Annotated in this window: 14 protein-coding genes; 9 read left to right on the top strand and 5 right to left on the bottom strand. The window is 65.5% G+C overall.

Annotated elements, in window-relative coordinates; translation table 11 throughout:
- The first annotated feature begins 23 nt into the window (after positions 1-23).
- From IE116_RS08515 to IE116_RS08490, 6 genes are all read left to right on the top strand, one after another.
- Positions 24-176, top strand: a complete 153-nt coding sequence (locus tag IE116_RS08515) for a hypothetical protein (RefSeq protein WP_189611524.1) — start codon at positions 24-26, stop codon at positions 174-176.
- Between the two features lie 85 nt (positions 177-261).
- Positions 262-768 carry a hypothetical protein gene (locus IE116_RS08510; RefSeq protein WP_189611522.1) on the top strand — a complete coding sequence of 169 codons (507 nt, stop codon included), beginning with the start codon at positions 262-264 and terminating at the stop codon, positions 766-768.
- A 49-nt stretch (positions 769-817) separates the two neighbouring features.
- Positions 818-1,486, top strand: coding sequence for a response regulator transcription factor (locus IE116_RS08505; protein ID WP_189611520.1), 669 nt, complete (start codon positions 818-820; stop codon positions 1,484-1,486).
- Positions 1,483-2,844, top strand: a complete 1,362-nt coding sequence (locus IE116_RS08500) for an ATP-binding protein (protein ID WP_189611518.1) — start codon at positions 1,483-1,485, stop codon at positions 2,842-2,844. The genes IE116_RS08505 and IE116_RS08500 overlap by 4 nt, the downstream gene beginning before the upstream one ends.
- Positions 2,845-2,962: 118 nt before the next feature.
- A complete protein-coding gene (locus IE116_RS08495) occupies positions 2,963-3,349 on the top strand; it encodes a hypothetical protein (RefSeq protein ID WP_189611515.1) in 387 nt (128 codons plus the stop codon).
- A 29-nt stretch (positions 3,350-3,378) separates the two neighbouring features.
- On the top strand, positions 3,379-4,128 hold the full coding sequence (locus IE116_RS08490; protein WP_189611514.1) for a MipA/OmpV family protein: 750 nt from the start codon (positions 3,379-3,381) through the stop codon (positions 4,126-4,128).
- A 51-nt stretch (positions 4,129-4,179) separates the two neighbouring features.
- Here IE116_RS08490 and IE116_RS08485 read toward each other — a convergent pair whose 3' ends face one another.
- The 4 genes from IE116_RS08485 to IE116_RS08470 all read right to left on the bottom strand — a co-directional run bounded on the left by IE116_RS08485 (position 4,180) and on the right by IE116_RS08470 (position 8,994).
- Complete coding sequence (locus IE116_RS08485) at positions 4,180-5,883, bottom strand: amidohydrolase (RefSeq protein WP_189611513.1); 1,704 nt, start codon at positions 5,881-5,883, stop codon at positions 4,180-4,182.
- A gap of 139 nt (positions 5,884-6,022) precedes the next feature.
- Positions 6,023-7,309: an aromatic ring-hydroxylating dioxygenase subunit alpha gene (locus IE116_RS08480; RefSeq protein WP_189611512.1), complete on the bottom strand. Its 1,287-nt coding sequence runs from the start codon at positions 7,307-7,309 to the stop codon at positions 6,023-6,025.
- Positions 7,303-8,001 (bottom strand): class II aldolase/adducin family protein, encoded by a 699-nt coding sequence (locus IE116_RS08475; RefSeq protein WP_229828064.1) that lies wholly within the window; start codon positions 7,999-8,001, stop codon positions 7,303-7,305. The genes IE116_RS08480 and IE116_RS08475 overlap by 7 nt, the downstream gene beginning before the upstream one ends.
- Before the next feature lie 12 nt (positions 8,002-8,013).
- Positions 8,014-8,994, bottom strand: coding sequence for a Bug family tripartite tricarboxylate transporter substrate binding protein (locus tag IE116_RS08470; protein ID WP_189611511.1), 981 nt, complete (start codon positions 8,992-8,994; stop codon positions 8,014-8,016).
- 99 nt (positions 8,995-9,093) lie between these two features.
- On the opposite strand from IE116_RS08470, the gene IE116_RS08465 reads away from it, so the two are divergent.
- A complete protein-coding gene (locus tag IE116_RS08465; protein ID WP_189611510.1) occupies positions 9,094-10,431 on the top strand; it encodes a citrate synthase in 1,338 nt (445 codons plus the stop codon).
- A 67-nt stretch (positions 10,432-10,498) separates the two neighbouring features.
- On the opposite strand, the gene IE116_RS08460 is transcribed toward IE116_RS08465, so the two are convergent.
- Positions 10,499-11,530, bottom strand: coding sequence for a LacI family DNA-binding transcriptional regulator (locus tag IE116_RS08460; RefSeq protein WP_189611509.1), 1,032 nt, complete (start codon positions 11,528-11,530; stop codon positions 10,499-10,501).
- A gap of 348 nt (positions 11,531-11,878) precedes the next feature.
- On the opposite strand from IE116_RS08460, the gene IE116_RS08455 reads away from it, so the two are divergent.
- Complete coding sequence (locus IE116_RS08455) at positions 11,879-12,727, top strand: alpha/beta fold hydrolase (protein WP_189611508.1); 849 nt, start codon at positions 11,879-11,881, stop codon at positions 12,725-12,727.
- 30 nt (positions 12,728-12,757) lie between these two features.
- Positions 12,758-13,762 carry a tripartite tricarboxylate transporter substrate binding protein gene (locus IE116_RS08450; RefSeq protein ID WP_189611507.1) on the top strand — a complete coding sequence of 335 codons (1,005 nt, stop codon included), beginning with the start codon at positions 12,758-12,760 and terminating at the stop codon, positions 13,760-13,762.
- Positions 13,763-13,781: the final 19 nt, after the last annotated feature.

Below are 13,781 nucleotides of genomic sequence, written 5' to 3'. Positions count from 1 at the left end.
CTGTCAACTGAAGGGGGATGACAATGAAAACCTTGATGCTCGCCGTGGTGCTGTCTTCTGTGCTGTCGGCCTGTGCCGTCTACACGCCATCGGGCTCGGTGGTCGTCGACCCGCCGCGCGGCGGTGGCGGCGGCGGTTTCTGTCCGCCAGGGCAGGCCAAGAAGGGCAACTGCTAACGCAACGCCGGCGTACATCGCCGGCGTTGTTGCGTGATGGGAACGAATCCTGCTCGTCCAAACCTTCATTCGCCAGGAGACCGCCATGCGAGGCACCAGCAAGACCTTCCCTTATCGCGCAGCCACTGGCTTCGATTATCAGGTCATGATCAATCTTGAGCATCACCCGGAAAGCGGCCAGTACAGCGGGCTTGCGCAGGCCTACGAAGGCAATCCCAACAACAGCGCCTATGTCGGCAACGCCCTGCCGCTGCACATGTTCGACGCCGCGTCGCTGGACGATGCCTTCGACAAGGCCTTGGCCAGTTTCGGCAGCAACCTGGACGAGGGCCTGTTGACGACCCCCGGCGTGCTCGGGCGACGGTCGGGGCTGACCGACGCGCATGGCCCTGGCGCGGATGCCACTGCCGGTACGCCGCCGAACGCCCAACCCGCCGCAGTCACCGGCGCGGCAGCCGGCGCCACGGATCGGTCCGCGGCCACGGGCGCCAGCGATCCCGCGTTCGGCCGCGAGCCCACGCCGACCGGCGGCCGATCGGACAATGCCCGTCCGGCCACGCAGATTTCACCGGCGGCCGACCGCCCGGCTTAACAATTTCTTAAACTGCACGGTCCAACATCGCCTGTCTTGAGGTGGACCGATGCAGATACTGCTCATAGAAGACGACGCCATGCTGGGCCAGGCGCTCGTGAGCGCGTTGGCCCAACTGCCTGACGCGGTCGTCACCTGGCAGCGCGATGCCTTCAGCGCCAAGCTCGCATTGCTCGATCAAGCCTATAACGTCGTCCTGCTGGATCTGGGCCTGCCCGACCAGTCAGGATTGAGCGTGCTCAGCGCGCTGCGCGCCCGGCATGACACCACCCCGGTCATGATCATCACGGCCCAGGCCCGCCTGAGCGATCGCATCCGCGGACTGGATGCGGGCGCCGACGACTACATCATCAAACCCTTCGAGCTGGACGAATTGCTGGCCCGCATGCGCGCGCTGATCCGCCGCAGCACGCAGGCCGTATCGGCCGTCATGCGCCGCTTCGACGTCGAGGTCAATCCGGGCCAGCGTGCGGTATCGAAAGCCGGCGTACCGGTTGCGCTCAGCGTGCACGAATACCGCACGTTGACGGCGCTGATGCAAAGCCAGGGCAAACCGCTGTCGCGCGATTACCTGGAATCCATGATCTATGGCGAGCGCAGTTCGGTAGAAAGCAATACCGTGGCCGTCTATATCCATCAACTGCGCCGCAAGCTGGGCGAGGAGCTGATCGAGACCGTGCATGGCGTGGGCTATCGCATCGGCGAGCCCGGCACATGACGATGAAAGCCCTGCGCAGCCGGCAGCTGGTGGTCATGCTTGTCGTCCAGGCCGGGTTCTGGATCGTGTGGATGAGCCTGCTGACCTGGACCGAAACCCGCGACGTGACCGGCCGCCTCGACAGCGCGCTGAGCCAGAGTGCGCGCCAGGCCCTGATGTCGATCCCGAAACGGGTGACCGACATGGCGTCTACCGAAACCTTCGTGGCGCCGCCGCCATCGCCGGTGGAACTCAAACGCGTCAACTTCCAGATGTGGGACCTGCGCACCGGCCGCCTGCTGATGCGCACGCCCAGCTCGCCCAGGGAGCCGTTCGTTCCCGACTTTGGCGAAGGCTTCAAGGACAGCACGGCGGCGGGTGGGCCATGGCGCGCCTATGCCGTGTCCGACATGGAAGGCCGGGTGCAGATCCAGATGGCGCGGGCCGAAGAACAGATCAAGGCGGATATCGTCTCGTCGGTGCTGAAGGGCCTGGGCGGTGCGATGGTGATGTTCGTGTGCCTGGCGTCGATGATGTGGATCACGGTGGTGTGTTCCTTCCGCCCCATGCAGCGGGCGGGCGAGGCGCTGCGGCATCGTGACCGGCTTGATTTCACGCCGCTGGCGCTGTCGGAATTTCCACTGGAGGTGCACCCCTTCGTCAACGCCGTGAACGCCTTGCAGGCGCGTCAGTCCGATGCGTTGATGCGCGAGCGCCAGTTCCTGTCGGACGCCGCGCATGAACTGCGCACGCCGCTGGCGGCGCTCACCACGCAAGCCCAGCAGGCGCTGCGTGCGACCGATGCGGCGCATCGCGACGAAGCCCTGGTGCAGGTGCTGGCGGGCACGCGGCGCGCGACGCGCCTTGCCGAACAACTGCTGGACCAGGCCCAGCTCGATGCCCACGACTGCCTGGTCGCGGACCGGGTGGACCTTGCATCCCTGGTATCGCTGGAAGTGCGGGAGTTCGATGCGCGCGCGCAGGCCAAGGCGCAGCACATCCGGCTCGAGATCGAACCGACGGTCGTACTGGCCAATGTGGATGCGGTGGGGGTGCTGATCCGCAACCTGATCGACAATGCGCTGCGCCATGCGCAGACGGGCGCGCGGGTCGAGATCCTTTGCCGCGCCGGCAACGACGGCGAAGGCGTGCTGACTGTCCGCGACGACGGCCCGGGCATTCCGGCAGCCGATTGCGAGCGCGTCTTTGAACGCTTTTACCGGGTGTCGGGGTCGAAGGAGAGCGGAAGCGGCATCGGCCTGTCGCTGGTGGCGCGGATCGCGCGCATGCACAGCGCACGTGTCAGCTGTGGCGAGGGCATCGACGGCAAGGGGTGGTGCGTGTCGATCGCTTTTCCCGCGGCCGGCGCGCCGCCTTAATCCATTCTTAATCGCGCGTTGCCAGAATCCGGGTTTCCGATAGCAACAGGCTGGCGACATGGATGCACCTTTGCAAGGATTTCCTGAGGTCCGCACGGCGTTTGACCGATCGTTGTGGTTGACAACCTTACGTCCGCTGGAAGACGCCGATGCCGCGCCACGCGACCGGCTCGAGGCGTATTTCGAATTGCTCGATTTCATCTGCGACGTCCGACTGGACCCTCGGGCTGATGACGCGCCGGCCGACGCGACCGGCACGCCTGATGACGACCGGCAGATGGCTGGCGCGCTCGACCTGCTGGCCTACACCCGCGCGCTGCTGGCCCGGCTGATGCGGCAGGCCGCAGCGGGTTCGCCCCCCGACCTGCCCGAACGTGTCGACGCCGTCATGGCATCGGGCCTTGCCGTGACCGCCAGCGTGACTGGCGGCGCGCATCACGACGATCTTCCGCATCTCCACCTGCGTCTGCAGGCGGCACGGCAATTCGCCCTGCAGGCCTTGTGACGTCCCTACGCTGTCCGAAGGAAATCTCCATGACTCTGTTCCAACGCGCTCTGTGCGCAGGCGCCTTGCTGGCTGCGGCAGGCGCCGCGCACGCCCAGAACTTCGTTGGCGCCGGCGTCGGCATCGTGCCGAAATACCCGGGCGCCAAAGACTATCGTATTGCGCCCGTGCCCTTGATCAACTACAGCAACGGCATGTTCTTTGCGTCGTCGATCGATGGCTTTCCCGGCATCGGCCTGCGCGCCAACCTGGGCAATGACCTGTCGGCCGGTGTGCGGCTGGGCGTGAACCTGGGCCGTCCGGAAGACCGCGCGCCCATCCTGCGCGGGCTGGAGGATATCGATGCGCATGCCAACTATGGCGCGTTCATTGCGTGGACACCCGGCCGTTTCCGGGCGACGTTGAGCTACACGCAGGCCACCAAGGGTTATGGCGGCACCGCCAACCTGGGCGCGTCCTACGCCATCTGGCAGCAAGGGCCGCACCGGGTCACGGCGGGCGGTGGACTGGAATGGGGCAACAGCGACTACATGCAGACCTGGTTCGGCGTGACGCCATCGCAGGCAGCGCGCAGCGAGGCCGGGCTGCGGCCCTACCAGCCCTCGTCGGGCCTGAGCGGCGGGTCGGTGTTCGCATCGTGGTCCTACCGCATCAACGAACGTTGGGGCGCGGTCACGACGCTGGGCGTCCGCTCGCTGATCGGCGACGCCAAGGACAGTCCGGTGGTTGAAAGCGCGACACGTGCCTTCGGCATGGTCGGCGTCACGTACGCGTTCTAAGGCACGGCATGAATGCCCCGCCGCCGCCCTGGCGGCGGGACATTCCCGTCATTACGGCGCGAAGCTTGCGTCGCGATACACCTGCTTGCCACCCACGTAGGTGGCCACGGCCTTCAGGTCCTGCACTTCTTTGGCAGGGATCGTCAGGTAGTCGGCCGACAGCACTGCAAAGTCGGCCAGCTTGCCGGTTTCGATCGAACCCTTGATTGCCGCTTCATCCGTCAGCAGCGCGTTGTTGATCGTCATCATGCGCAGCACGGTGTCGCGCGACGTGACTGCCTGGTTGGCGCCATACACGCCGTCGGAAATCGTGTCGCGCGTCAGGAAGTGGTACATGACCCAGAAGGGGCTGAGCGGGATCACCGGCGAGTCGGTGCCGCCGGCAACCAGGAAGCCCGCGTCCACATAACTCTTGACCGGCGTGACCTGCGATGCGCGCTCCATGCCCCAATAGGCCTTGAGCACCGGCGCCGCAAGGTACAGGTGGTCCTGCACCGACAGGTTCACCCCCAGCCGCTTCATGCGTGGATATTGGTCGGGCCGCGAGATGAACGCGTGTTCGATGACCCAACCCTTGCCGACGATGGGCTGATCGGCGTTGGCGGCTTCGTAGCCTGTCAGTGCCTGGTCGATGGCAGCGTCACCCACCGCATGCACCGCCGAGCGCCACCCCGCGCGATTGAGCGTGACAACGTACTCATTGAAGCTGGGTTGGTTCAGCAGGCGCAGGCCGAAGTACGTGCCGTTCTTGCCCAGCGGGTTCAGGTAGGGCTGGGTCATGAGCCCGCCTTCAAAGCCGCCATCGACCGCCACCTTGATCCCCCAGATTTTCACCCAGTCGTCGCCTTCGCCAGGCTTGACACCGGACGGCACCACGCTGGCGCGGTAGTCGGCCAGGTCGCGCGGACGCAGCAGGATGCTGTAGCGCACCGTGGCCTTGCCGGCATCGCGCAGTTGCTGGAACACGCGATAGTTGGCAACGGAAATGCCCGGCACGCGAATGCTGGTCAGGCCGTAGCTGTTCAAGATTTTCTGCTGGGCTTCCAGGCCGGCGACCGATGGCGCCGGGGTCGGTGGCAAGGCCACGAGCGGCTTGGCGGTATCGGTGATTTCACCGGTCAGCTTGCCGTCCGGGCCCACCGGAATGGCGCCGCCGGGTGGCACCGGCGTGGCTTTGGTGATCTTGTATCGTGCCAGTGCAGTGTCGTTCAGGAAGTAGCTGTGACCCCCGCGCACCAGCACGACCGGCACGCCGGGCGCGGCGGCTTCCAGTTCCGCGGCGGTGGGCAATCGCTGCTCCTTGAACTGCGCTTCATGCCAGTCCGAATTCGAGACGAGCACCGCGCCGGGCGCTGCATTGCGCGCGGCATCCCGCAGCACCGCATACACCTCGCCCAGCGAGCGGGTCTTGGACAGGTCCAGGCCAGGCCCGCCCCCCGCGGTGTGCAGATGCGAATCGGCCAGGCCGGGAATCGTCGTGCGGCCCTTCAGGTCGACGACCTGCGTGGCCGGGCCCACATAGGCCTGCGCCTGCGCCGTGCTGCCCACGAACACGTACTTGCCGTCCTTGACCGCAAAGGCCTGGGCGATGGTGGACTGCCTGTCGACCGTGACGACTTTGCCGTTGGTATACACCGCATCCGCGGTGACGACGGGGGAGGTGGGACCGACCTGGCTGCAGCCCGCGGCAAGCGTGGCAAGCGAGGCAATGGCCAGCGCCAGCAGGCGTGGCGATGAGGGAACACGAACGTTCATGGGGCTTCTCCCGAAGCGGGTGAGTGGGTCCTGGCTGCCCCATTGACCCACATTCGGCGGCGACTGACCAGCGCGGCGTACGTCGGCGTGCCGCCACCGGGACGCAGCGTTCCGGCAGCGGCATCGTTCCGCACCCGCGCTACACCGTGGCGTGCGGCTTGCCCGGCGCGGACTGCAAGGCATCTTCCGCCACAGCGGGGAAGGGCGCCGATTCGGGCGACACGAGCGCGACCGACCGGATGTGTTGCAGCGTCGCCTCCATTCCGGGTGGCGGCGCGCCGGTCTCGGCCAGGGCCGTTGCCGCGGCGATCAGCCGCCGGCGGGCCTGCACGATGCCGCGATCCGTGCTGGTCAAGGTCTCCTTGCTGCGGTCCTGGATCGGGCCCATGCTTTCCTGCAGCGACGAGTCCTGGATGGCGATGCTTTCAACGCCACTGTAGAGCTCGCCTGACTTCTGCCGCGCGCGGTCCATCAGGTAATCGTTGGACTTGTTGGCCAGCGGAATGTAGGTGCCGGGCACATACTTGCAGTGGATGCCCGCGCCGTCCTTCATGGCCTGCACTTCGGATTCCTTCAGGGCACGCGTGGGGTGGTAATCGAAGCTCCAGGCCCAGCAGTTCTCATCGTCGATCGGCACCCAGAAATGGCCATGCACCGGGTGGTCCGCGCGCGGGGGCACCATCATGAAGTTGGGCATGACCCATGGCGTGATGCGCCAGTACACCGATCCAGGTTCGGCCTTGCGGCGCGCGCCGATCAGCAGGCCGCCATCGGTTTCGGCCACTTCGAAATGCGGACGCAGATCGCCCAGGTTGTACTCATTGCCCTTCGATCCCTTGAACAGCGGGTCGTGCTTCAGGCCGCCGCTGTGCAGGAAGGACACGTGGCTGGAGTCGATGCCGCCTTCGAGGGCCTGGAGCCAGTTGCACTCCTGCAGCCTTTTCGACATGAAGCTCTGTTCGGCAGGCACCGTCGCAAATTCCCATTCGGGCAAGGGTGGCTGGTATTCCGCTGCGCCCATGTAGATCCAGATGACGCCGCCGCGCTCGATCAGCGGATAAGCGCTCAGCTGGATCCGGTCGCACAGCTTGCTTTCGGCAGGCTCGGACGGGATGTCGATGCAGCGGCCCTGCGTGTCGTACTTCCAGCCGTGATAGGGACAGCGGATGCCGCCCTCTTCATTGCGGCCAAACCAGAGCGACACCCCGCGATGCGCGCAGAATTCATCAATCGCGCCCAGCGTGCCGCTCGAGTCGCGGAAGGTGATCAGCCGTTCGCCCAGCAATTGCAGGCGCACGGGCGCACAGTCCGGTTCGGGCAATTCTTCGGAAAGCAGCGCCGGCAGCCAGTAGCGGCGAAACAGTTCACCCATCGGCGTGCCCTTGTTGGTGCGGGTCACCAGTTCGTTCTGTTCTTTTTTCAGCATGATGTCGTCCGATGGAGTTTCGCAAGGTGGTAGTCCCAGGCTTTCTTGAGCAGGTGGGGCTTCCACAGATTGGCGTTGATCTTCTGGATCTGCTCGGCGTTCAGCACGTCGGGCTGGCCCAGTTGCGACGCCAGGTATTGGCGGTGCGCGGTCTCTTCCAGGTAGTAGGCGAGCACGAAGACTTCAAGGATGCCCTCGGCCGCCACTACCGCGCCGTGGGACTTGAGCATGGCAATGCGATGGGGGCCCAGGCACGACGCAAGCTCGTCGCCCAGGTCGCGCGTGTTGATCGATGCGGTCTTGGGGAACTGCTGGATCTCGCCCAGCATGGCGGCCTGCATGATCACTGGCTCGACCTTCCTGCCCACGCTGCTGAACAGCGTCGACCATATCGGGTGCGTGTGCGCCACCGCGCCGACATCGGGCCGCTGGCGGTAGATGGATGCGTGGATATGGAATTCCATTGGCGGCACGATGTCGCCGTTCACCGGCTGACCGTCCAGGTCGATCTCGATGATGTCGGCCGCGGTCATGGCGCTGCGCACCGACGCGCCGGAATTGATGAGGATGCGGTTGTCGCCGATCCGCGCGCTCATGTGGCCGTTGAAGTCGATGATGCCGGCGCGCTCCATCATGCCCAGCGCATCGGCAATACGCTGCTTCTTGTCGGCGATCTGTTCCTGAGTGTCCACGATGCTTCCTTGTCAGTCGACCGAGATCTGGCCAGCACGAATGACCTGGCCCCATTTCAGGGTCTCTTTGCGGATGAAGGCGCCGGTGTCGGCCGAATTCGCCATGAACGGGTCGATGCCCATCTCGGCAAACTTCTGCTTCATGTCGGGCGCCGCGATCGCGGCGCTTATCACTTTTTCATATTTGGCGACGATATCGGCGGGCGTCTTGGGTGGCGCGACGACCGCGTACCAGGCGTTGGCCAGCATGTCTTTCATTGCGGGCGGCCCGGCTTCGGCAAAGGTCGGCACGTCGGGCAGCAGGGCCGAACGTTTGCTGTCGGCGACCGCAAGGATTTTCAACTTGCCCGACTTCTGGTACTTGCCGCTGGAGCTGAGCGTGTCGAAGAACACCGATACCTGGCCACCCAGCAGGTCGACCATGGCCGGTCCCGTGCCCTTGTACGGCACGTGCAGCATCTTGGTGCCCGTCAGTTGCATGAAAAGTTCGGCGGCCAGATGGGAGGACGATCCGCTGCCCTGGGACGCAAACGCGACCTTGCCCGGGTTGGCCTTGACGTAGGTAATGAACTCGGCGAGCGAATTGACCGGCAACGAGGGATTGATGGCGAGCACGTTGGGCACGCTGGCCAGCATGGCGACCGGCACGAACTGATCCGAGTCGTAGCCCAGCTTGGGGTACAGGTTCTTGTTCACGGCCAGGGGGCCATAAGGCGCGACCATCAACGTTCCCCCGTCGGGGGCGCTGTTGTAGACGTTTTCGGCGCCGATGTTGCCGTTGGCACCCGAACGGTTCTCAACGATCACCGTTCCGAAGGTGGGCTGCATGCGTTCGGCCACCAGGCGGGTAATGGTGTCGAGGTTGCCGCTGGGCGGAAACGGCACGACCAGGCGGACCTGCTTGGGGGCGGCGTGGGCGGCCAGGGTACAGGCGGCCAGAGCCGTGGCGAGGACGATGCGTCCGGTCGTGGTCAGGAAAAGTCGTCGGGTCATGCTGTCTCCGGGGCGCGATGCGCTTGGTGTTGTTGACGCATCGTAGGCCTCGAATCTATATTGATCAATCTTGATTAATTAATCGATATTGGACGCCGAGTGCCTGCTTCGACCCGCAAGACTTTCAAACCCCAGGGCAGTGCCCGTGCCGCGTCGCCGGCGCCTTCGGACGCGCTGTCCGACTATCTGACCGCCACCCAGGCAGCCGAGGCGCTCAACGTCAAGGTGCCGTCGCTGTACTCGTATGTAAGCCGGGGCGTGATCCGTTCGGTCACCCAGCCCGGCACGCGGGCCCGCCTGTACTACCGCGAAGACGTCGAACGCGCCGCCAGGCGCATGGGCGGCCGCGCCGGCATTCCCGAGACGGTCGAGACGGCCGTGCGATGGGGCCAGCCCATGTTGACGACATCCATTACGGACCTGGCCGAGGGCGGCCACCGTTATCGCGGCGTGCCCGCGCTGGAACTGGCAGCGGCCGGGCGGTCGTTCGAATCGGTGGCGGAGTTGTTGTGGAGCGGCGTGGACGTGCCCGGGCTGACCCTGTGGGAAGCGGCCATGCCGGCCAGTGATGTCCTGGACAGGCTGGACGCGGCTGCCGGCAGCAGCGACACCTTGACCAGCGCACGCCTGATGTCGCTGGCCACCGCCATCATTGCCACCGCCATGCCCAACAAGCCCGACTTTGAACGCGGCACCACGGTGGCGGACGCGGTCAGCCTGATCAGCCTGTATGCCTGCGCCATGGGATTGCTCGGCCCCGGAAAGAAGGTCTACCGGCCCACGCAGCCGCAGCCGGTTGCGCAACTGCTGGCCAACGCATTGATCGGCGAAGACGCCACCGATGCACCCACCCGCGCCGCCCACCTGCGCGCGATCAACGCCACGCTGGTCATCTGCGCCGACCATGAGCTGTCACCCGCCACCTTCGCCGCGCGCGTGGCCGCCTCGGCCGGCGCCGAGCTGCGCGCCTGCCTGCACGCCGCCATCGTCACGCAGTCCGGGATCCGCTTTGGCGGAGGGTGCGAGCGCACCGAAGCCCTGCTTGCCAGCGTGCAGACCTCTGAAGCGCTGCGCGACGCCATCACCGGCTACGTTGCGTCAGGCCGGCAGGTGCCCGGCTTCAATCCCGTGTCTTATCCGAAAGGAGATCCCCGCGCGCGTTACCTGATCGACCTTGCATCGAGCATGCCCAAATTTGAGCACAATCAATTTCATGCGCTTGATGGCATCTTCAAGGAAGCGCAGGCGGCGTTCGATCTGAAGCCGCGTATCGACGTGGGACTGGTGAGCGTGTCGTTCGCACTGGGGCTGCCGCGGCGCGCGGCCGCGGCCATGTGGATCATCGGCCGCTGCGCGGGGTGGACAGCGCATGTGATCGAGCAACGGCTGGCCGGGTTCACGATGCGGCCGCGCGCCAAGTATGTGAGCCTGGTGTAAAGGCTGCCATGGTGTTTCGCAGCCTTAATGTCGATAGATCCTTGTGCCGCGAATCTTTCGATGTGGCTCAGCGCGCCTGCTGCGTCGTGCGTCGCACGATCAGCTTCAGCGGATGGCTCACCTGCCGTGGCGCGTCGGGCGCAGACGCGGTGGCATCGCGAACGCCGGTGACCCGTTCTACCAGCAGCGCACCTGACTCGGCGGCCAATTCGCGGATGGGCAGGCCCAGGGTGGTCAGGCCGCCGCGCCACCAGGTCGACCAGGCATGATCGCCAAACCCAATGACCGACAAGGCTTCGGGCACGGCGATGCCCGCGTCGTCGATGGCGGCGAGCAGGGCCACCGTGATACGCGAGCCGCCTGCAATGACGGCGGTGGGGCGGCTGCGGGTCAGCATGTGGCGTAACGCAAGCGCAACGCCATCGGCATTCGGTGGCAAGGTCGCGATAAGTCGCGGATCCGCTTCCAGGCCGGCATCACGATGCGCGCGATGAAAGCCCGCCAGCCGGCGCGCGCCGGTGCTCAGTGCGGCCAATGTGCCGACGTAGGCAATGCGCCGGTGACCCAGGGCAAGCAGGTGTTCGGTCGCCATCCGCATGCCTTCTTCATCGTCGTAGACAAAGTAGTCGGACGATAGCGTCGGCAGGTGACGGATCACCTGGATGAAAGGCAGCCGCTGGATGATCGCGAGGGATTCCGGGGTGGGCGTGAGCGTCGGCACGATGATGAGGCCGGCGGCGCGCGCGCCAACCAGGGTCTGCAGGTGCGCGTGTTCGCGCTGCGGATCGTCTTCGGACATGGCCAGCATCAACTGCAGGCCCGCACGGTTGCAGGATTGCGCAACGGCTTTGGCGATGGTGGCGGAGTCGTTGTCTTCGACATCGGGCACCAGAAAACCGACGAGCTTGCTGGATTTGCTGCGCATGGTGGCCGCGGTCGAATTGGCGACGTAGCCGATGTCGCGGGCCGTCCGATGCACAAGGTCGCGCATGTCCTGGCTGATGCGTGGATTGTTCTGCAGCGCACGTCCCACGGTCGACACGGCGACGCCGAGCAGTCGGGCGATGTCCTTGATGGTGGGGGCGGGGCGGTCCGTCATCAGAAAAGGCAGGCGTCCTGGCAAGCGTGCGTGGGGGGTAGATAGTGAAGTAAGACGGGGGTTGGCGGGTGCAGAAAGCCGGCGCAACAGGCGGTGCATTCTATCGTCATTCGTCCATGGATCCGTGTGCGCGTACGGCGCCTGTGCCCACGCACCATGGCAAGCGCCCTGCCGGAAGATCGCCGCCATGATGCTGCCATGCCGCTGCCATGACGCACTTGCAGCAACGCCGGAATGCATAGTTTTAAACGATTGCGCGAACGTTCGCACAGTTCTAGTATCGGGTCCACCGGCACCCTGTGCGCTGCCGCCTGAATGCTGACTGCCGAACCTGAACGGACACCCTCCATGCCCATCGCCGCCCTGAACGGAACCCACATTCCCTTTGACGTGACCGGCGACACGGGTGATTGGATCGCGTTGTCACCGGGAGGCCGACGCGGAATGGACGAACTGCTTCCGCTCGCCACGCGCATCGCGGAAGGCGGCTATCGCGTGCTCATTCACGACCGCCGAAACTGCGGGGCGGGCGAGGTGGCGTTCGACGACCGCGCACCGGAATTTGAGATCTGGGCCGATGATCTGTACGCCTTGCTGCAGCATGTGGATGCGTCTCCGGCCATTGTCGGTGGCTTCTCGTCTGGCTGCCGGCTGTCGCTGTTGCTTGCGCTCAAACACCCGGAGGCCGTGCGCGCGCTGTTGCTGATGCGGATTACGGGCGGCGCCTTTGCCGCGGAACGCTTGGCACGCAAGTACTACACCGACTACATCGAGATGGTCGAGCAGGGCGGCATGCAGGCGATCCAGCACGACGCACACTTTCGCGCGCTGATCGCCGCCAACCCGTCCAACGCGGCGCGCCTTGCCCAGATGGATGCGCCGACTTTCTTGCGCATCTTTCGCGCGTGGCGCACGGACCTAGAAGCCGGCGCGACCATGCCTGTGCTGGGCGCGACCCAGGCGCAGCTGCGGTCCCTGGCCGTGCCGACGTGCGTCATTCCCGGCACGGATCGCACGCACCCGATCGAGGTCGGCAAGCACGTGCACGAATTGATTGCCGGCAGCACGTGGATACCGATGGACCTGGTGCAGCGGGATGCCGACTTCATCCCGATGGAAGCGTGGTGTGACGACGCGACGCTGGCCGACTCGTTACTGCGTTTCCTGAAGACTTTGCCGGCGCAAGACCGGCCCTGACACGACAACACCAATAATGCTGGAGACACGATGCGCGCCACCTTCTTCAAAGCGGCCGCGGCGATTGCCTGCGCAGGCTCGCTGCTGATCCACGCCCCGCAGGCGGCGGCGCAGGCCGCGCCGGCTTCCGCCCCTGCTGACTACCCCTCGCGTCCGATCCGCCTGGTCGTTCCTTCCGCGGCCGGGGGAGGCACCGACATCGTGGCGCGGCTGATCGCCCAGAAGCTGTCGGCGTCGCTCGGCCAGCAAGTGTTTGTCGACAACCGCCCCGGAGCGGGGCAGATGATAGGCATCGATCAGGTCGCCAAGGCGGCGCCCGATGGCTACACGCTGTTGATGGCGGCAAGCACGCTGGCGCTGAATCCGGCCATGTACAAGACGGTGCCCTACGACACCCTGCGCGACCTGGCGCCGATTTCGGAAGTGGCTTCGTTGCCGAATGTGCTGGTCGTGCATCCTTCCGTGCCGGCCAACACCTTGCCGGAATTGCTTGCGTTGGCCAAGGCACAGCCCGGCAAGCTGACCTATGCGTCGGCTGGCGTCGGCACATCGCCCCACATGTCGATGGAATTGCTGAAGGACCTGGCGCGCATCGACATTCTTCATGTTCCTTACAAGGGCACGGGCCCGGCGCTGGTCGACGTGGTTGCCGGACAGGTGTCCTTGATGATGGGCAACACCCTGTCCGTGCTGCCGCACATCAAGTCCGGCAAGCTGCGCGCGCTGGGCGTGTCAGGCACCACACGGAGTGCTGCGTTGCCGGACGTTCCGACCATTGCGGAAGGCGGCGTTCCGCGTTACGAGTCGGTGCAGTGGTACGGACTTCTGGCGCCTGCTGGTACACCGGTTGCCATCATCAACAAGTTGCACGGCACAACCGTCAGTGCACTGGGTGATGCGGATCTGAAAAAACACCTGGCCGCCGATGGCGCCGAGCCCGTCGGCAATACGCCCGAAGCCTTTGCGTCGTTGATCCGCAGCGAGATCACCAAGTGGAAGGCGGTCGCCGCGGCGGCAGGAATCTCGCCGGAGTGACCACCAGGCATGCCCTGCA

Source organism: Pigmentiphaga litoralis (assembly GCF_014651835.1).
In the GTDB taxonomy this organism is placed as follows: domain Bacteria; phylum Pseudomonadota; class Gammaproteobacteria; order Burkholderiales; family Burkholderiaceae_B; genus Pigmentiphaga; species Pigmentiphaga litoralis.
This window is presented reverse-complemented; position numbering and strand designations above follow the sequence as displayed.